Below are 17,968 nucleotides of genomic sequence, written 5' to 3'. Positions count from 1 at the left end.
AAACCAATGAATTAAAGAGCCGTCATTTAACGCTTGACATGCGCCCATCCGCTATCTAGCATAGCATTAATCTTACTAAAAATTTAAGGCACCCTGACAAAAAGCTTACGGTTGTCGCTTGAAACAATTCTCGACTCGTGCAACCGGATCAGTCAGCTTTTAGATAGACAGGTGATGTCATTACATGCAATCGCGATCTACTTCAAAAATTAGGTAAAACATCCGCACCCAAGATGTTTTTTCTGTAGTACAAAAAGCCAAAAATGTTTTATCAACTTGCTTGGGACAACCTCCTAAGTTGCACATTTTAATATAAACAGCTATCAATCTTTGGAGGCGCTGGCATGTTAAACACAAACCTTAAAGTTCTATTCCTGGCGATAAGTTCTACCGTGCTTGGAGCTTCCCTGTCCGGGTGCTCAAGCAGCAGCGATCCCGACACGATCTCCAGCCTTGAAGTGACCGAAAAAGCTTTGGAAATTACCGGGCGCATTGTCGATGCGACTACCGGTGATGCAATTGATGGTGCGACCATTACCGTTAGCGGTACAGATGTCGCCAGTATTGATATGGAAAATGCTACGACTTTGCCAGGAGGCATTGTCACCTATTCGGCAGATAAACAGGATATATCCCTTAACCTTTTGGCCCAGAAGGACGGCTACTTAGATACGGGGATCGAGCTCAGTACGGCAAATACAGACTTGGCAGAATTTATTATCCGTATGGTCAAAATCGATAACCCACCGGTCGGAACCGCAGTTACTCAACAAGATGTTTCAGGCGACGTCGACGCTGGCGGCGTAGTAACAAATGAAATTACCGTTTCCGCAAAGGTTACAAACAGCACCAGTGTGAACGATGAGCAAACGCAAATCGTCATTCCTGCCGGAACTGACTTGCTCGATAAAGACGGTAATCCAGTTACTGGTACGATCAAGGTAACCGTTGCTCATCATAGCGCGAACGAAGAGAGTTCTACCGATGCTTTCCCCGGAGGTTTTGCCGTTTTGGCAACAACCAGTGATCCGAATGCAACCGAAGCGACACAAGAAAATATCACTTTCGTCACTGCTGGTTTTACATCGATTACTGTCGAAAATGAAAACGGCGATAAAGTACGTCAATTCGGCAACAATGATATCGAAGTAAAAATGCAGATCAAAGAAGGCACCATTAATCCGGATACAGGTGTTGCCATTGCTATCGGTGATACGGTGCCAGTGTGGAGTTACGACGAAGACACGGGTAAATGGAGTTATGAACAAGACGGAACCGTTGCCGATCTTGACGGCGCCGACGGTTTCTATGATGTAGTCGTCCAAGCAAGCCACTTGTCGTACTGGAACCTGGATTGGCACTATTCAGCAGTATGTTCTAATCTGACTCTTAATATCGTCAACAGCCAAGGCGGTTTGCTTACCGGAGAGAATGTCTATGTTCGTGCAGCATTTACCAACTCGGCCGGCTACCTCTATTCAGGTTATATCAGAAATGACGGCTATGCCAAGCTGTTCAACTTCCCTCTCAACCGGGAGCTGAAACTGACAGCCCTTATCGATGGAGCGGAAGTCGGCAGTAAAACTACCACCGTTACCCAGTCAATGTGTGATAGCTCAGGAGTTATTAACCTGTCAGTACCAACGTCGGCCCTGCCTGTGAAATACCCTGTAACCGTCAGAGCGAAATCAATGTGTGCAAACGGTCAAGTTGACGACGATAACTTGCGCCTGTTCTCCTATCTATACGCTGGCGGAAAATATTTAACCTATGGATATACTCCGGTAACCGCTTATGCTGCAGAAGGCAGTGAATTCAAAACTTACATTTACAAGCCTTACATTAACGGCACGATTGACGGTACGGATTACTACGGTTACTACAGTACCAAAACCCTGATGGTCAGCAATAATGCGACAGACAACGTCATTGAATACACTGTTACTCTTGACGGCAATACCCAAGCTTGTCTGGATGCGGCGTCGACGACAGGGGCGACAACCGGTACAACAACCGGCTCCACTGACTTAAACGTCAACCAATAATTTAACGCCTGAAAATAGAAAGGCCGGTTATAAACCGGCCTTTTTTCTTCTTGGTCAGATTGCTTCTTGAGAGATCCAGTCTTTTTCACGGTACCGTTCCAAAGTACCGTCTCGATCCCAACGGAAACAGTACAGCCATTCGTTATCAATCAATTGACGAACAACTTCCTGCTCGGCAACCACTTTTTCTATGTAGTCGCGCGGTGCATCGATATAAACGCTCAAACGTAAAGGTTCATGCATCCATTTATTGCCGTCGTGCAATGACTGTAACGGCAGACCGATTCTCAAATCGCCACCGTTGCCTTCGAAGACGCCGATCGAACCGTCGACGACATTATGCAGCACCTTGTTGCCGCTGCCGTACACGTAGTTATCGCACACCGAAGCATAGTACTGCAGGCTGATCCAGTTGGTCACGACCATCGGCGCAGTCATAATCAGAGTCAATAGCGACACATCTTCATCTTCCTGCCAGTCGTAGTCGTGCAAAAAAGCCCGCCCTTGGAAGTTTTGTCCACGGGTGCGTTTTCTTGGCGCAACAATAAAAGAGGCATTTCCCGACAAACCCCATTCCGGTCTCACCTGCGACCAGTCTTTAGCTCGGCGCTGAATCGATTCGTAAACTTCCCGACCTTGCAGATGATCCAGACCTAAACGCATAGCTCTTTCCTGCATCGACAGTTCCGAAGCACGCACAAACCAGCTTTTGATCTGCTCGTCCGGAGCCTCCGGGCCATAGAAGGTAAACGCATCGGTGGTAGTATTATGCATCGCCGCCATGAAACGCGTATTCTGCGGAATCTCAATACCTTTTTGCTTTAAACCGTCTCGGACTTCGTCTTGATTCAACAGGAAACTTAACACCCGGACATTAATTTCGCCGGTCTGGCCTCCGCAAGCGCCACAGTCATAGCTGGCCGCATGCGGGTTATTGCAACTACTGCTGCCATGTCCGATCAGCATGACGGTTTCCGCCAGATTTTGTTCCAGACCCAAACCGTGCAGAATTCCAGCCGCCAAATCGACCTTTTGCTGCAAAGACACAGGCGACTCGTTCTGAGTCAGTTCAAACTCATCCGCCGTCGGCAAGTGATTAATCGGATGCTCATGTTCATGCGGAAACAGACTGTTCCGCAGCAGTTTAAACGCATACAGCAGCCCGGTCGCCTCAACCATACTGAAGGTAGCCGGAGCGGCATTCCCCCATTCGATCCAGCGCGCTTTTTTATTCAAGGCTCTTTTCGTGGTCTGATCCTGCTCGGCCGGCAAAATCGCTTTCACTTGCATCTGCGGTTTAAGCAGAGCCGGTAATTGCGGACGGGACACATCGGTTCCGACCGGTTGATAAGCGATCGGCAGACCGAAGAATCCGGCGAAACCGATGGTTTCGATCCGTGGATCTTGGGCTTCCAGAGCACGGCGAATCACTTCGGAGCGAACATCGATACAGAATGCCGCCTGCAGCTTCGGTTGAACCCGTTCTGCACTCTCGCCGACATCCGGCGCATGTTTCAGCTGTTGATGAATCGCCGATTGATAGGCGATCTCGGCCGCCCTCTGCCAGATCCACGATTTCGCTTGTGCTGCTCTGTGGGTTTCGATCAATTCCGGCAAGATGTTCATCTGATGGCGCCACATCACCTTCAATTCATTGAAAACGGCACGGTCATGGAACTTCTGATGACGCCACAGCACCCGTTCCCAAGCGATACGAATCGCTAACAAATCCATCATTAAAGAATTATCAAAGCCATCCAGACGATCCTGCCAGCGCAAATAAGCCACCCATGACGCCCAGCCGTTGATATCCAGCAACAGAGCATGGGCATAGTCGCTGATACTTTCGTCTGTCACCCGCAAGACCGTCAACGCTTCGGCCAACAAGCCCTCTGCGGTTTCCGGCAAACTCATAAACTGCTCGGTCAAGCCGTCTTCAGCCATCAGGATTTCGATCCCTTTGTCCTGACGAGTGGTCGCTAGCCATTCGCTATAGAGGCCTTGATAAGTCTCTGCGTAAGAGACTTTATGCTCACGATAACGGAAAAAATCCGCACAGAACTGGCTGATTTGATGGGTAATCTCATCACGCCAGGCCATCTTGTATTTTCGATCGCGACCGCTGTCGACAAAGTCACTGATGTTGTGCCAGTGAGTATGCTCGTCATCCTCGATCAAAAAGCGCTCTAAGCTTTCAATCGAATAATCGCTACCGGACTCGTCGATCGCCTGTTTAAGATGTTGCGGCGAAAGGTTCTCCATCCAGATTTCCTGGAAGTAAGACTTTGGCATCAAACACTGCGCCTGACTCAAGGCAGTCAGCTTGGCGGATACATCGCTAAAGTGCTGATCGCGCATCTCCCACCAAGGATTAACCGCTACTAACTCATCCAACGGCCAGGTCGGTGCGATCTTGGTACACGCCACCGACAGCTTTTCTCTCTGTCTGTCGGACAAGGTCGGCATTAAAGGTTGCGCCTGATTCGACGCTAACGTCATTGACGATTTTTGCGTTGCTTTCATCAGTGGTACAACTCCTCTTTCGGAATCTGTAATTTCTTCGGTTTGAACCGAACCGGTAAACGAGTTGGGTAGATTCTTAAATTCAAACGCGTTACCAGCTCATCCAGATAAAACCCTGCGTAAAGAACCCGTCTGACTTTCGCCATCCACGGCAGATTCTGGTAATAGCGTAGAAAAATATAACCGGCCATAAACAGCACCAGTAACAGAGCGATCCACAGGTCGCCCAGCCAGCCGACGCTGGTGGTTTGATTCTCGATAAACAAGCCCAGGCTGCTCTTCTGCACGATGTAGACAATCAACAGGAATACGCCCAGTATCACCATGTCGGCCATCGCGCTGACCGACAAACGTCCGCGTCTTTCGGCAATCAACAGAGTCAAGGCGATGGCAAACAATAACCAAGGGCTGTACGGTGCCGGCATATCCAATCCCCATACCAGAGCGGCAACCAATCCAATCGAAACCAGTCCGGCCAGCCACCAGTCGGAAGCGGACGGCGCTTCAGCCTGTGCCAGACGGCGCTTCATACTCGATTCGACCTCCGATCCCGAATTCAGGAAAGCGTAAGCCTTGTAACAGGAGTGAGCGATCAAGTGCAGCAGTGCCAGCTCAAACAGTCCCAAACCGCACTCGACCATCATCAAGCCCATTTGCGACATGGTCGACCAGGCCAGCCTCACCTTGACCGATACGCGCGTCATCATGACCAGAGCCGCCAAAACCGTGGTAATTCCGCCGACAATCAACAGCATCCATTGGGCGGCATCCGACATGACGATCAGGGGGGCAAAAATGATCAGCAGATAGCCGCCAAGATTGATAATCCCGGCGTGTAGCAATGCTGAAACCGGTGTCGGTGCCTCAACAACCTGAATTAACCAACCGTGTAACGGTAGTTGGGCGCACTTAACCAGCGCCGCCAATGCCAGCAGCAGAGCTGCGAACTGATCCCAGGCGTTCAATTGCCCGGCATTTTTGACATTCTGGTAGATGTCGCTGATAAACCAGGTGCCGTGTTCGAAATAAAGAATCAACACCGCCCCCAGCAAACAAGCCTCTGCAAATCTGGCAAAGATGTATTTTTTATGCGCCGCCAGTACTGCTCGCTGGCGATTCGGATAGAAAATCAACAGACGATGCAGGCTCAAAGTAATCGCCAGCCAGCCGAATACCAAAATCAGCATGTGGTTAGTGGTGATTACAATAGCAACACTGCCTAAAGTGACCAGCAACCAGCGCAGATAGCGCTTTTCATCTTCGGCATTGCCGGACATATAAATCCGTGAATAGCCGATGTTGATAAAACCGATAAAGGTCACCAACCCCAAAATAATCAGACTGGCATCCGAAGCCAGAGTCCAACGCCCTTCAGCGGCAAGCGAAATCCATCCAAGAGACATGGCGATCCCCAAAAATATTGCCAGCATAAAACCGAGCAGGGTGACACCGCGGGCCAACCCCCAACTTGCTCGTCTTTCATTGGTAATCGCCGCCAGAAATAAGCTTAATGGTATAAACCAGGCCATCAGGGTTCCGATCCATTGCAAGCTCATAGCAAACTCCTTTCATCTGATATTTGTTTGCCGACGAAGCGTCATGCAAACCTCTCGATGTCCAACATAAACATGGGTTGAAAATATGATTTCAATCTTAGAAGAAGTCGTTATGGATGAAAAATTGGGAAATCGAATAGCTCCCATAGACTATGGGGAATGGTTACCGGAAGGGGCTATAGAGGCTTAAACAGCGGACAGGGAACAATCTCCGTTCATCGTCGGCCGGCTGCAAAAATGAAGAAAACGGATAAAAAAGCAGGCTTGCAGACTGCGTGCAGCAGCCCGAGCCCATATAAAGTTTCAGGAAGATAAGAAGGGAAGTTTTTTATTGTTATTAGAGGTTCGATTCGATTGCCGCCAAAGCAGGCCGACAACCGATCGACATCGAGTAAACTCATGTGCCGTAGCAGATCAGTGCAACTCCTCAAGCTGGATGTAATTGGTACCCTCTTCCTTCAGGAAATCCAAGAACTCTTCCGCTAATAGAGACAATTCTTTACCGGCCGGATAGACGATATTCCACTCTTTTTCAATCGGAAAACCTTCGACATCCAACTCGACAATCGGTCCTTCGTTTTTTTCCAAGTAAAGAGCATGCCGCGAGACACAGGCTACGCCCAATTCCCCCACCACGCAGTGCTTGATCGCCTCATTGGTTTGCAAAGTCAGGCGCTCATTCACTTTTAAGCCTTTTTCTGCGAAAACCTTTTCTACCGCCATTCGGATACCGGAGCCCTCTTCACGCATGATGAAAGGCTCTTTGGCCAGTCGTTTCAAGGTGACTTTCTTACCGGCCAGCGGGTGGCTGCGGTTGGCGATAATCACCAACGGATTCGGTACGAAAGGATGCACTTCCAAATCTTGGCTGCTTGGCGGAATCTGTCCGAGAATATACAGATCATCCATATTGCGATCGATGCGCTTAAGCAGGGCTTCACGGTTGGAAATAGTCAAATCCAAATCGATATCCGGATATTTCTTACAGAACTTACCCAGAGCAATCGGCATAAAGTACTTGGCCGTCGACATAACCGCAACGCGTAGCTGACCACGTTTCATCCCGCGGAAATCGTCCAGCATGATCTCCAGATTAGAGAAGTGGTTCAAAACTTCGCGGCAGCTGCAGGCAACCTGCTCTCCGACTTCGGTCAGATAGATATTACGCCCGATCTGTTCATACAACGGCATATCAACTGCTTCAACCAGACTTTTTACCTGAGCGGATACCGTCGGCTGAGTCAGATGCAATTCTTCAGCAGCCCGGGTAAAGCTCAAATTGCGTGCAACCGATTCAAATACCTGAATCTGTCTCAGTGTCGCATGCCTGATCAAAAAGTTATTTTGTGGTGGTAATGCATCACTCATAACATAAGCCCTATTTTAGTTTGCCACTCGACAGGTTAATTTACTCAAGGCAGCAGCCGCAGCTTTGGATGCCTCCTGAACATCGGCTTCTTTACCAGCCATTAACAAACGTCCGTAAGCCCCGACTGCACGTGCCTCGATCAGAGTCACATTCGCCGCTTTTTCAGCTTCATTCGCCGCATAAATAATATAACCGGCAGGGTCCGTTTCCATAATAAAAATACTCTGGCCGGGCATAATCATCGATCCCTTGCGGTTATCGCGGTTAATCAGTGTTGCATGGTCCGCGGTAATTGAAGGAATCACTTCATTCCACATCAAAATACATGGATGTCTTTCATACTCGGTCGTTTTGAGATGTTTTAAAACTCGATCACCCGCCTCCAAGACATCACTCTGATCACGATGGTTAAAAACCATTGAACCGTAAGCACGCTCAACAATTTGTTGCGTCAGTCGAACATTCGAGGCTTTTAACGCAATATCCGACAGGCGGTGAACCGCCATTCCCGGCGAGACCTCCATCCACAAACACGAATCCCCAGGTACCGGCAAAAACCCCATAGAAGCCGTTGCCATATAAGAGGCGAGTTGCGGCTGAAGAGAATCCAGAAACACGTAGGTTCTTAATTCAATCATAACTCATTCCCTTTCCGTAGCTGTTCCAGTACAGACTGCACCGCTTGTGCTCGATGGCTGATCTTGTTCTTTACGTCAAACGGAATCTCGGAAACCGCCTTCACCAATTTTGGAATCCACATAATATCGTCATAACCGATGCCTTGGCCGGTTCTTCTTTCCATTAAAATTTCGCCGTACCAATGACCGTAGCCGATCAACGGCATCGGATCTTCTGCGTGTGCGACATAGACCACAGCGCACGAATATCGTGCCCGGCGTTGCGTATAAGGGCGATTACCCAAATCCGCCAATAGTTTTTCTAAATTCTGTTTATCGGTCGTTTTGCCGTTTTCTCCAGCCGCATAGCGCGCTGAATAAATACCCGGTTTCCCGCCGAGTGCTTCAACTTCGATACCCGAGTCGTCTGCCAGAGCCGGTAGCCCGGTTTTCTGACTGGCAAAGCGCGCTTTCTTTAAAGCGTTCTCGACAAAACTCAAGCCATCCTCGACCACCTCGGAGGTAAAAAAATCGCTTTGCGGTTTTGCCTCGACTCCCGCTTTACGCAACAGAGGAGCGATTTCAGCTATTTTGTCCGGATTGCCGGTTGCTAATACAATCATCCGTTTACCCGCGACCGATTGGAACCATCACCTCTTGGCCGGATAAATACAAAGTAACCGCCTGGCCTTCTCGGGCGAATTGATTAATTTTTTCCTGCAACGACGCTTGTTCACGCTGATTAACGGAAACGCTAAACAGGATGTTCTTCTCCGCCGGTTGGCGAATCATCTCAAACTCCGGAGCTCCATCACCACGTGCGTCGCATACCGTGTAGCTTTTCAGTCCGAGTTTTTTCAGTAAAAGCATGATTTTGCCTTCCATCAAACGATTAGTCAGAATCTGAATCTTCTTACCCGATTCGTTTGATTTCATCGGCTTGTTAGCTTGCTTTAAAGGCACCGAAACCGGTTTGGCAACTTCGGAATTAAAACTCCAAGTTTCACCGTCGTAATTATCCTCGATCCATTCCATTGCAAACCCTACTTCCATTTATCTCGTGTATAAATCAATGTTTATTGTCCAACCGGTGTTTAGGCCTGTCAGTTCGTGGTATCTATCCTATTGAATTTCCATACATTATAGAAATTGAAGATTCCTCTCCGTAGCATAGACCTGAATCAATGGATCACTTCGATCACAAAAAACTTTGTCTACCGGTTAAAAATTCCGCTTCGCCGGATATAAAAAAGGGGCAGAACCGGTACTGCCCCATTTGGAATCAACAAACACGTATGAGAAAAAAGCTTTTGGACGTTACTCGCTATGCAAGCCTTGGATCAGTCACCAAAAACCCGTTAAAGAGGTCAAAACAGATTTGGAGATTCCCATAGCAAAGACAACCGGTTAAACCGCCTCTTACGAGACGGCTATACTGCTAATCAGGCCAAACTCTTTTTCGGGGGAAGACTTTAATCTGATCGGCAATATGCTGTGTTTCCTGCACAGACGCTTCGACTTCGGCTTTAGCCTGAGCCGCAGGAGTTTGTACAGATTTTGCAGCTTCAGGCTTCGCTGCCTGAACCTGGTCGACTTTCACCGTTGCCGTTTTTCTTGTACGTGCAGCGGTCGTCTTTTGCGCACTTCCGGCTGCCGAGCTTTGAGCTGCGGCCGGTGCCGTTTTAGAATCTTGCGTAGTGGTCATGCCCATGCTCCTTGTGAAAAGCTTGTTACACGATGGAAACCTTCATCAATCCCCTTGGCCAAAGCAAAATCCAATTCACTTAGCTCGGCGGCTTGAGAATAGATAATCACCGAGACATGTCCTCTACCAAAACTGATATTGGGATGGTGATCCAACAGATCCGCCTGTTCTGCCAGTTCATCCAAAAAACTTCTCAGTTTTTCAAAGCTCTCAAATTCAAAACGGGCTTCCATGCTCGCCGGTTTATCTTTCAGTTTCCATCGTTCGTTCATACAAAGCTCCTGGTTGGCTGATAGGTTTGTGTCAGGTTATGGAAATATTCTTCCAACCATGACTGCACACGTAACAACTGAGTATGCTCTTCTTCCAATAGTCGGTTAAAAAGTGCATGATCTTCATGAGCACCATAATTGGCACAATATTGCGAGGCTTCCGAATACAGTTGGATCAGAGCGATTTCACGCTCTTCGCAACTTCTTAAAGCCTCGGCGATATTAGTAGCCGGGCCAGCCGGACGTAAGACACTCCCTGCCGGCAAAGCTCCTTGAGCCACCATGCGATCCGTGATCAGATTGGCATGCTGGAACTCTTCATTTGCCAAGGTGACAAAACTCTCTGCGAAGGAAATTTCCTGGCGGAATTTTGCCAACGAAGCTTGTGCGAGATAATGCTGACCGGCCGAGAATTCCAAGCTTAGTGCTCGCCCCAAATAACCGAGAATTTGACTGTTTGTTGAAACCGTCTGCACTTCGGGAACTTGAGGATAGGCACCTAAACCAGGCATTACACTGCCGGGCATTCTTGCTGAATAGCGCATGTCTCCCTCCTAACTTCTTAATTAACGGCTAAACCTTTTGAGTTTAGCCACGTGAGTTCTTACTCTTATCGACTTAGCTACGGTTAGCACCAGCGTTACCGATGGTTAGAACCGGTTCAACTTCTTTGTGAGGGCGAGCAATGATGTGCGCAGCAACCAGACCGTCACCAACACGTTCACAAGCATCTGCGCCGGCACGTACTGCCGCGTTTACCGCACCAGTCTCACCGCGAACCATAACCGTAACGTAACCGCCACCTACGAACTCACGAGAAACCAGACGTACTTCTGCTGCTTTAGTCATCGCATCTGCCGCTTCAATCGCTGGAACCAAACCACGTGTTTCAATCATGCCTAGGGCAATACCGTATTCACTCATTTTATATCTCCTTAAAGGATAGTAACTTTGTAGGGTGTCGCCTCATCACCTATTGTCAGACATTGAAACGACTAATAAATTATTTGCTTTCTACTGTTAGAACAGGCTCAACTTCTTTGTGAGGGCGTGCAATGATGTGCGCAGCAACCAGACCGTCACCAACACGTTCACAAGCATCTGCGCCGGCACGTACTGCCGCGTTTACCGCACCAGTCTCACCGCGAACCATAACCGTAACGTAACCGCCGCCTACGAACTCGCGAGAAACCAGACGTACTTCTGCTGCTTTAGTCATCGCATCTGCCGCTTCGATCGCTGGAACCAAACCACGTGTTTCAATCATGCCTAGGGCAATACCGTATTCCGTACTCATTTTCTTTTCTCCTTCAAGGGAAATTAACTATTGGTTTTTGCCGTTTCAGAGTTGATTAAAAACTCTCTGAAACGATTAAAAATTACTTTTGTTCAATGGTTAAAACCGGCTCAACTTCTTTGTGAGGGCGTGCAATGATGTGCGCAGCAACCAGACCGTCACCAACGCGTTCGCAAGCGTCTGCACCGGCACGTACTGCTGCGTTTACTGCACCGGTCTCGCCACGAACCATAACGGTTACATAACCACCGCCTACAAACTCACGGCTTACAAGACGTACTTCTGCTGCTTTAGTCATCGCATCTGCCGCTTCGATCGCTGGAACCAAACCACGCGTTTCAATCATGCCTAGTGCAATACCGTAATCACTCATAACTTTCTCCTTTGAGTTGCTCACTTTTTAAAACTTACTTCTGTTCTGGTTGCCAATCATCGATGATGCCGCCAACCGTTAAATCCGTTAATAATCGTTTATCGCCTGCAGCATCCCGTGCGGCAGAATTGGCGATGGTAAAAACCCAGTCACCTGTTTTGGTTCCGATCGGGTCCATCGCCACAAACACTTCACCCGATTCGGTCACCAGCGCTTTGAGAGGCAGATGACCTAAGTCGTTCAGGCGGCTGGTCAAAACCAGCTGCTGTTTAACTTGCAGTATCTGCATCCTGAGGCCCTTCCCATTTGTCGATAATGCCAACGATGGTCAAGTCACTCGGATAACCTTTTACTCCGGTTGCATCACGTGCCGCCGAACTACCGCAACAGATCACCCAATCGCCTGGTTTGCACCCCACCGGATCGACTGCTACCTGTGGAGTACCGCCATCTCTTTCCCGTACGACGAGGAGAGGTTTATGCTCCATCATCGCAATACGGTTCGTTGAAACGAGGGTCTTATCGACTTTATAAATTTTCACTTTTTACCTCCTTTCTATGCGGTTCTACGCCCTGGGGTAGAATCCATTACACTGGTTACTCTCTCTGCCGGCTTGCTGTCGGTAAAGTCGCGCAAAGTCGGCAGAGTGTGCAACAAACCGGATGCTGCCAATTCCTGATAGCGATTGTGCAGCGCCTTCTCAATACGCAAGACTTTCGCTTCGGCACGATCTTTCGACCCCGGTACCCGCCCGTCGTAATCGCAACGGATAATGATCGGGATCGGCACTAATCGCTTCACATTCAAACCCTTGAAAATCTTGATGCCGACATCGACATCGTTTACCCCTTCTTCGACCGTATCGAGGAAGCTGTAATAGCTCAGGTTACGCAACTGAACTTCTTCAAAACCGTTGCCGACGCCGATAAAGCGTTCGGCGTGGCCCAGATCGCTGTAGCAACCGTTTTCGTATTGATTGACATAAGCAATCTGCGAAAAATTGTTGCCGATCAGCCATCCGATCAGGGTTGTCAATTCCGGCTGAGGAGCGCTTGCGCCCTTGAGCTGGTTGCAACCGTTGATCGCGTTGCGTAACAGCGCTTTTGCTTCGATTGCTGACAGATCCATCGTTGCCTGGTATAGCTGATCGGTTTCAACGTAACGCTGTAAACGGATCTCGCCATTCGCATCCGGAATATGTACCTTCATGCTGTCGTCGTCGGTATTCAAACCCAGTAACAGGGTTTGCACCGTCGAACCGCAACCGAAGCGGTTTTCAATCGCTTGCCTAAATTCGTTGAGTTTTGTTAGCGCAGCCTCCGCTGCTTTCTGGTCATCACTGCCGTGTGCCGCACAACCCTGATGAGTTGGATCAGCTTTGGAATAGTGATATACCGCGATTTTTAAATAACGCGTCGGTTCGTCAGCCGAATTCGGCTTGCCTTCCCGAAAACGCATATGTTCAATAAATACCCAGTTTCGAACGCTTTCGCTGATATCGAAGAGTGAACCCGCATGGGATTTTCTTCTTACAGCCGCGTAAGGCAGTCTGAGTACGTAGCTAACGATATGCGCAAGACGTCCGTCTGCACATGGCGCTATGCCAACTGCGTGAAACCCAGCTTCTCGAAAGATTTGCTCAGCTTCTTGTATCCGTTCTCCCGCTAAGGGATCGTTGTTAAAGAACTCTTGCGACATTCTTAAAAATTGTGCAAAGAGGGTCTTCGCATACAGAGCCTGAAGTCCTTTCTGTGATTGCATATTCAATCCAGACTGCCAATCCTGATCTGTTAAGGTCACACCCAACTTTGCAAATAGCTGCTGGTTGGCCCAACCGACAAAACCGTTCTGTCCCTGCTGTTGCAAAATGTCTTTCAAGGCGGCTTCGATATCATCAAAGCGTGACTTAATATCCATTTCGTACTGGCGCAGCAGTTGATTCTGTCTTTCATCAACTAAAGCATGGGTTCCCGTTATCATTGTTGAGAACGAATGTCTCTCTTTTCCGCCTTGGTAACCACTATCAACCGTGTCGGCATCGAATCCGTGAGCGGACGGATTTTGTGCCTGCCAGGTTGATCGCGGAACGATCGGCTTCCAAAACATTGACTTTTGACGATGGTTCTTTTTTAAACGGCTCATCAAAACACCCAGTATTCAGTTAACTTCTTAAGCTCTGGCGCCGCCTGATAAAGTGACTTTCGCCCCGGTATCAGTGTTGCCTGAAGAGCCGGTAATCGGGCTCATAGGGATCTCGTTGTTAGCGCGCTTGAACTGGCTCGCACCCATCGGTGCCTGCCCTCTTGCTCCTCTAATCGACGAGTTACGTTGCGCCGCCCAAGGACCTTCCGTACCTGTGACTTTGCTACCTCTATCCCAACCGTCGCCGGTTATTTTTGCACCTTGCTCAACTGCTGGTTCAGCAGCCGGCATGGGTGCCGTTTGCGGTTGTGCCTGCATCTGAGGCGTTCCCATCATCTGCGGAAAATCCGATTCACCAGGAATCGCCGCATTGGTGGTATCACATACCATTGCAGTTTGGTCACCGCCCTGGTAGTGAGTGCCTGATACCAGCTGGCATGCGCCTTTTTGTGCACCGGTTAGCCCCTGTGGTCCAGGTTGAACACCTGAGATTGCAGGGTTAATGCCTTGACGTTGACGCTGGTTGATTTCGCTTCGCTGAGCCGGAGCACAGCTGGCGATCTGTTCAGAACCAACATAAGGCGTTCCGCTAATCGCTTTACAAGAACCCGCTTCCGCACCGGTCATATTCGAGATGCCGCCACTACGGTCACCGGTAATCGACTGACCGCGAGTAGTCGCAGAGGCCGTCACTTTAGTGGCTGGTTTCGGCATTTCAGCGTTACACGCCTTAGCTTCTTCCATTCCCTGGTAGCCTGTTCCTGTTACAGATTTACAAGCCCCTTTTTGTATACCGGTTACCGCTTCCAGTCGCCCCACCTGGGTGCCTGTCGTGGTGTTACCTTGAGCCGTTTGCGACGGCATCACCTTTTGTGGTGCCTTCGCAGGGTTCTTTGGCTTAATCGTGGTCGATTGTGACTTACGACTATCACCGCCAGTGATCTTGCTGCCGCCGGTCTGCGAAGGTTGTGACATGACCGAAAAACCGGTTGCCTTGGCCTTTGCAGGCGTTTCACCGCAATACATCTGACCTTGATCTGCAGGTAAGTACTCGGTTCCGGTTACTGCGGAGCAGGTTCCCGGCTCATTTCCGGTCATTTTTTCACCGCGTCCAACCTTGGTTGTACCGCTGACAATCTGACCGCGAGTGGTTTGCGTCTGCGTCACTTTCGCCGGCTGCGCCTTTGGTTGTGTTGCGCAGCTACCTGCAAACTCTTCGGCACCTAAATACTCGGTTCCGCTTACCAATTGGCAAGCTCCGGTTTCAGCGCCGGTCATTTTCTTATCGCCCTGGCCTACCATCGTGCCCGAAACTGTCTGACCACTCAGGGTCTGCGACTCCTCTACTTTAGAAGGAGCAGCTTGACTGCTTCGTTGCTGACGTGTTGGACGGGACGTACCTGTAGAACAAGTCTTACCGCGTGTACATCTTTCGGCACGAACCTGCTTGGCAATGTCACGAGTTGACGCATCCGGGTTAGCCAATTTCGCTTTCGCACCCGATTGGCTGCCGCCTTTTGACTTAAATGCATCTTGTCCCGCTTTGCCTTTCGCTTGTGCCTGACGATACGCTTTTGACTGTAGACGACCGCCTGACTGAACCTGAGCGACTTCCGGCTTCACTTGCGCTCGGCCGTTATTAGCGCGCTCTTTGCGAGGCGCCGGTGCAGGAGCTTCCGTTCTTTCTTGACGAACTTCTGCAATCGGCTCAACCGGTTTACGTTCTGCTCTTGTTCTTTGAGCTTGAGTCTTGTTCGCGGATGTTGCACTCTTTCCACTCTTCTGTTGCTGTCTGCGAGCTTTAGCCGCGTTGCGGCCAGCAGCCGATGCTGTTTCAGCAGCCGCTACTGGATTTACGCCACGGCGTGAACGAGACGGTTCAGAATAAGTAGAAGTCGTTGCAACAGGCTCGACTGCTGTTTCCACTACAGGTTCCGGACGTTGTTTGCGACGAGGCACTGCCGTAGCAGCTGCCGCTTGCGAATCTTTTCCTTGTACCTGAGCTTTACGACGTGCAATCGCTGCAGCTCGACCGCTTTGAGCATTGCTTGTACTCATGCTAAAGCCTCCTATTCGTCTTTCTGACTCTTAAATCACTCGTTAATTTATGGCTTAGGCCGTAAATTACATTCCGCGAGGACGGTAAACGACAAAGTTATGCCCTTGGCACTGAGTGTAGTTGTCGTAACCGATCAAACGGATAACGTGATTCGGGTAAGCTGAACGACATTGGTCGATTTCAGCTAGTACGGCGTTAGGATCGCGCTCGCCGAACATCGGAAGTTTCCACATACCCCAGTAGTGAGCTGAAGTGTTAGAGGGTTCTTCGTGTTCGATTGAACAGTTCCAGCCCTGGTTGATGATGTATACGATCTGGTCGTAAATTTCATCAGCCGTAAACTCAGGTAGGAAACCGAAAGTTTCTAGCGTCGATTTTGTACGGTAATCATCAGTTTGGATTGACATCTCTATCTCCTTAAATTGTTCGGATTGATTCACAAGGTGTGGCTATTAGCCCACATCCAATTTGTCAACGGTGTCGAACTCAAACTTGATCTCTTTCCAAGTTTCCAGAGCGACTGCCAATTCTTTGCTGTGACGAGCTGCATCACGCAGAATGTCTCCGCCTTCGCGTTCCAGGTCACGACCTTCGTTACGCGCTTTAACACAAGCTTCCAGAGCAACACGGTTAGCCGCTGCACCCGCTGCGTTACCGCCCGGGTGACCTTGTGTACCACCACCGAACTGAAGAACCGAGTCATCGCCGAAGATGTTGACTAGCGCCGGCATGTGCCATACGTGGATACCACCGGAAGCAACTGCCATAACACCTGGCATTGAGCCCCAATCCTGGTCGAAGAAAACACCGCGTGAACGGTCTTCAGGAACGAATGACTCACGTAGTTGGTCAACGAAACCTAGCGTTGACGCACGGTCACCTTCCAACTTACCAACAACCGTACCTGTATGCAGATGGTCACCACCTGACAGACGTAGACACTTGGCCAATACGCGGAAATGGATACCGTGTAGTGGGTTACGGTCGATTACCGCGTGCATCGCACGGTGAATGTGCAGAAGCATTCCATTCTCACGACACCAGTTAGCAAGCGTGGTGTTCGCAGTGAAACCTGCTGTCAGGAAGTCGTGCATGATGATTGGCTGACCCAGTTCTTTAGCGAACTCGGCACGCTTCATCATTTCTTCAACCGTTCCAGCGGTAACGTTCAGGTAGTGACCTTTACGCTCACCGGTTTCCATCGTCGCTTTATCAACCGCTTCCGCTACGAATTCAAAACGATCTCTCCAGCGTTGGAATGGTTGTGAGTTGATGTTTTCGTCATCTTTAGTCAAATCAAGACCACCACGAAGACACTCATAAACCGCACGACCGTAGTTCTTGGCTGAAAGACCTAGTTTTGGTTTGATGGTACAACCCAACATTGGACGACCGTATTTGTTAAGCTTGTCACGCTCAACCTGGATCCCTGATGGTGGCCCACCACAAGTTTTGATGAACGCCATTGGGAAACGTAGATCTTCTAGACGAAGAGAACGAACCGCTTTAAATCCGAATACGTTACCAACCAATGAAGTTAGGACGTTTACAACCGAACCTTCTTCGAAAAGGTCTAGCGGGTAAGCGATGAAAGCATAGAATGCGTTCTTGTCACCAGGTACGTCTTCGATGCGGTATGCGCGACCTTTGTAGAATTCCATGTCGGTCAACAGGTCAGTCCAAACCGTTGTCCAGGTACCAGTTGATGATTCAGCTGCAACGGCAGCCGCCGCTTCTTCACGTGGTACGCCCGCTTGCGGCACAACTTTGAAACAAGCAAGTAGGTCTGTATCCAGTGGAGTGTAGTCTGGAGTCCAATAAGTCAGCTGGTAATCTTGTACACCAGCGTTAAACGTTTTATTAGCCATTAATGCGCTCCTTGTTTTTGGAGTTGAAATAAATTCAAGTGCAATGTTATGGATAAGCCAACCTATTGACTAATTGAAAGAAACGATGGAAAAGATTGAGCAATCTCTATATATATAAAAACAGCAAAAACTGTAATATAT

Annotated in this window: 19 protein-coding genes; 1 reads left to right on the top strand and 18 read right to left on the bottom strand. The window is 49.2% G+C overall.

Annotated features, from left to right (window positions below):
• Positions 1-344 precede the first annotated feature (344 nt).
• Complete coding sequence (locus H8792_RS11710) at positions 345-2,045, top strand: hypothetical protein (RefSeq protein WP_185979155.1); 1,701 nt, start codon at positions 345-347, stop codon at positions 2,043-2,045.
• A gap of 54 nt (positions 2,046-2,099) precedes the next feature.
• Here H8792_RS11710 and H8792_RS11705 read toward each other — a convergent pair whose 3' ends face one another.
• The 18 genes from H8792_RS11705 to H8792_RS11620 form a co-directional block, all read right to left on the bottom strand.
• Complete coding sequence (locus H8792_RS11705) at positions 2,100-4,568, bottom strand: YbcC family protein (protein WP_185979154.1); 2,469 nt, start codon at positions 4,566-4,568, stop codon at positions 2,100-2,102.
• On the bottom strand, positions 4,568-6,124 hold the full coding sequence (locus H8792_RS11700; protein WP_185979153.1) for an NADH-quinone oxidoreductase subunit L: 1,557 nt from the start codon (positions 6,122-6,124) through the stop codon (positions 4,568-4,570). The genes H8792_RS11705 and H8792_RS11700 overlap by 1 nt, the downstream gene beginning before the upstream one ends.
• 414 nt (positions 6,125-6,538) lie before the next feature.
• Positions 6,539-7,492 carry a LysR family transcriptional regulator gene (locus H8792_RS11695; protein WP_185979152.1) on the bottom strand — a complete coding sequence of 318 codons (954 nt, stop codon included), beginning with the start codon at positions 7,490-7,492 and terminating at the stop codon, positions 6,539-6,541.
• A gap of 15 nt (positions 7,493-7,507) precedes the next feature.
• A complete protein-coding gene (locus H8792_RS11690) occupies positions 7,508-8,131 on the bottom strand; it encodes a BMC domain-containing protein (protein WP_185979151.1) in 624 nt (207 codons plus the stop codon).
• Positions 8,128-8,733 carry an RdgB/HAM1 family non-canonical purine NTP pyrophosphatase gene (gene rdgB / locus H8792_RS11685; protein ID WP_185979150.1) on the bottom strand — a complete coding sequence of 202 codons (606 nt, stop codon included), beginning with the start codon at positions 8,731-8,733 and terminating at the stop codon, positions 8,128-8,130. Before rdgB ends, H8792_RS11690 begins: the two co-directional genes overlap by 4 nt.
• Before the next feature lie 4 nt (positions 8,734-8,737).
• Positions 8,738-9,163, bottom strand: a complete 426-nt coding sequence (locus H8792_RS11680) for a P-II family nitrogen regulator (RefSeq protein WP_194947664.1) — start codon at positions 9,161-9,163, stop codon at positions 8,738-8,740.
• A gap of 385 nt (positions 9,164-9,548) precedes the next feature.
• Positions 9,549-9,815, bottom strand: a complete 267-nt coding sequence (locus tag H8792_RS11675; RefSeq protein WP_185979148.1) for a hypothetical protein — start codon at positions 9,813-9,815, stop codon at positions 9,549-9,551.
• The gene (locus H8792_RS11670) at positions 9,812-10,087 is read right to left on the bottom strand and encodes a 4a-hydroxytetrahydrobiopterin dehydratase (protein WP_185979147.1); all 276 of its coding nucleotides are present in this window, start codon (positions 10,085-10,087) and stop codon (positions 9,812-9,814) included. Before H8792_RS11670 ends, H8792_RS11675 begins: the two co-directional genes overlap by 4 nt.
• Entirely contained in the window at positions 10,084-10,632 is a 549-nt protein-coding gene (locus H8792_RS11665; RefSeq protein WP_185979146.1) for a ferritin-like domain-containing protein, read from the bottom strand. The genes H8792_RS11670 and H8792_RS11665 overlap by 4 nt, the downstream gene beginning before the upstream one ends.
• Before the next feature lie 73 nt (positions 10,633-10,705).
• Positions 10,706-11,011: a BMC domain-containing protein gene (locus H8792_RS11660; protein WP_185979145.1), complete on the bottom strand. Its 306-nt coding sequence runs from the start codon at positions 11,009-11,011 to the stop codon at positions 10,706-10,708.
• A 79-nt stretch (positions 11,012-11,090) separates the two neighbouring features.
• Complete coding sequence (locus tag H8792_RS11655; protein ID WP_185979144.1) at positions 11,091-11,384, bottom strand: BMC domain-containing protein; 294 nt, start codon at positions 11,382-11,384, stop codon at positions 11,091-11,093.
• 82 nt (positions 11,385-11,466) lie between these two features.
• Positions 11,467-11,757, bottom strand: coding sequence for a BMC domain-containing protein (locus H8792_RS11650; protein WP_185979143.1), 291 nt, complete (start codon positions 11,755-11,757; stop codon positions 11,467-11,469).
• 34 nt (positions 11,758-11,791) lie between these two features.
• On the bottom strand, positions 11,792-12,046 hold the full coding sequence (locus H8792_RS11645) for a carboxysome peptide B (RefSeq protein ID WP_185979142.1): 255 nt from the start codon (positions 12,044-12,046) through the stop codon (positions 11,792-11,794).
• A complete protein-coding gene (locus H8792_RS11640) occupies positions 12,027-12,299 on the bottom strand; it encodes a carboxysome peptide A (protein ID WP_185979141.1) in 273 nt (90 codons plus the stop codon). Before H8792_RS11640 ends, H8792_RS11645 begins: the two co-directional genes overlap by 20 nt.
• 14 nt (positions 12,300-12,313) lie before the next feature.
• A complete protein-coding gene (locus H8792_RS11635; protein ID WP_185979140.1) occupies positions 12,314-13,900 on the bottom strand; it encodes a carboxysome shell carbonic anhydrase in 1,587 nt (528 codons plus the stop codon).
• 27 nt (positions 13,901-13,927) lie between these two features.
• Positions 13,928-15,958: a carboxysome assembly protein CsoS2 gene (gene csoS2, locus H8792_RS11630; protein WP_185979139.1), complete on the bottom strand. Its 2,031-nt coding sequence runs from the start codon at positions 15,956-15,958 to the stop codon at positions 13,928-13,930.
• 66 nt (positions 15,959-16,024) lie between these two features.
• Entirely contained in the window at positions 16,025-16,366 is a 342-nt protein-coding gene (locus tag H8792_RS11625; protein ID WP_185979138.1) for a ribulose bisphosphate carboxylase small subunit, read from the bottom strand.
• Between the two features lie 45 nt (positions 16,367-16,411).
• Complete coding sequence (locus H8792_RS11620) at positions 16,412-17,827, bottom strand: form I ribulose bisphosphate carboxylase large subunit (protein ID WP_185979137.1); 1,416 nt, start codon at positions 17,825-17,827, stop codon at positions 16,412-16,414.
• Positions 17,828-17,968 lie beyond the last annotated feature (141 nt).

The organism is Thiomicrorhabdus heinhorstiae (genome assembly GCF_013391765.2).
GTDB classification, from domain to species: domain Bacteria; phylum Pseudomonadota; class Gammaproteobacteria; order Thiomicrospirales; family Thiomicrospiraceae; genus Thiomicrorhabdus; species Thiomicrorhabdus heinhorstiae.
This window is presented reverse-complemented; position numbering and strand designations above follow the sequence as displayed.

Bases quoted from the DNA above. Each gene is read 5' to 3' on its own strand.
- H8792_RS11710 (WP_185979155.1), top strand. From the start codon at position 345: ATGTTAAACACAAACCTTAAAGTTCTATTCCTGGCGATAAGTTCTACC.
- H8792_RS11705 (WP_185979154.1), bottom strand. From the start codon at position 4,568: ATGAAAGCAACGCAAAAATCGTCAATGACGTTAGCGTCGAATCAGGCG.
- H8792_RS11700 (WP_185979153.1), bottom strand. From the start codon at position 6,124: ATGAGCTTGCAATGGATCGGAACCCTGATGGCCTGGTTTATACCATTA.
- H8792_RS11695 (WP_185979152.1), bottom strand. From the start codon at position 7,492: ATGAGTGATGCATTACCACCACAAAATAACTTTTTGATCAGGCATGCG.
- H8792_RS11690 (WP_185979151.1), bottom strand. From the start codon at position 8,131: ATGATTGAATTAAGAACCTACGTGTTTCTGGATTCTCTTCAGCCGCAA.
- rdgB (WP_185979150.1), bottom strand. From the start codon at position 8,733: ATGATTGTATTAGCAACCGGCAATCCGGACAAAATAGCTGAAATCGCT.
- H8792_RS11680 (WP_194947664.1), bottom strand. From the start codon at position 9,163: ATGGAAGTAGGGTTTGCAATGGAATGGATCGAGGATAATTACGACGGT.
- H8792_RS11675 (WP_185979148.1), bottom strand. From the start codon at position 9,815: ATGACCACTACGCAAGATTCTAAAACGGCACCGGCCGCAGCTCAAAGC.
- H8792_RS11670 (WP_185979147.1), bottom strand. From the start codon at position 10,087: ATGAACGAACGATGGAAACTGAAAGATAAACCGGCGAGCATGGAAGCC.
- H8792_RS11665 (WP_185979146.1), bottom strand. From the start codon at position 10,632: ATGCGCTATTCAGCAAGAATGCCCGGCAGTGTAATGCCTGGTTTAGGT.
- H8792_RS11660 (WP_185979145.1), bottom strand. From the start codon at position 11,011: ATGAGTGAATACGGTATTGCCCTAGGCATGATTGAAACACGTGGTTTG.
- H8792_RS11655 (WP_185979144.1), bottom strand. From the start codon at position 11,384: ATGAGTACGGAATACGGTATTGCCCTAGGCATGATTGAAACACGTGGT.
- H8792_RS11650 (WP_185979143.1), bottom strand. From the start codon at position 11,757: ATGAGTGATTACGGTATTGCACTAGGCATGATTGAAACGCGTGGTTTG.
- H8792_RS11645 (WP_185979142.1), bottom strand. From the start codon at position 12,046: ATGCAGATACTGCAAGTTAAACAGCAGCTGGTTTTGACCAGCCGCCTG.
- H8792_RS11635 (WP_185979140.1), bottom strand. From the start codon at position 13,900: ATGAGCCGTTTAAAAAAGAACCATCGTCAAAAGTCAATGTTTTGGAAG.
- csoS2 (WP_185979139.1), bottom strand. From the start codon at position 15,958: ATGAGTACAAGCAATGCTCAAAGCGGTCGAGCTGCAGCGATTGCACGT.
- H8792_RS11625 (WP_185979138.1), bottom strand. From the start codon at position 16,366: ATGTCAATCCAAACTGATGATTACCGTACAAAATCGACGCTAGAAACT.
- H8792_RS11620 (WP_185979137.1), bottom strand. From the start codon at position 17,827: ATGGCTAATAAAACGTTTAACGCTGGTGTACAAGATTACCAGCTGACT.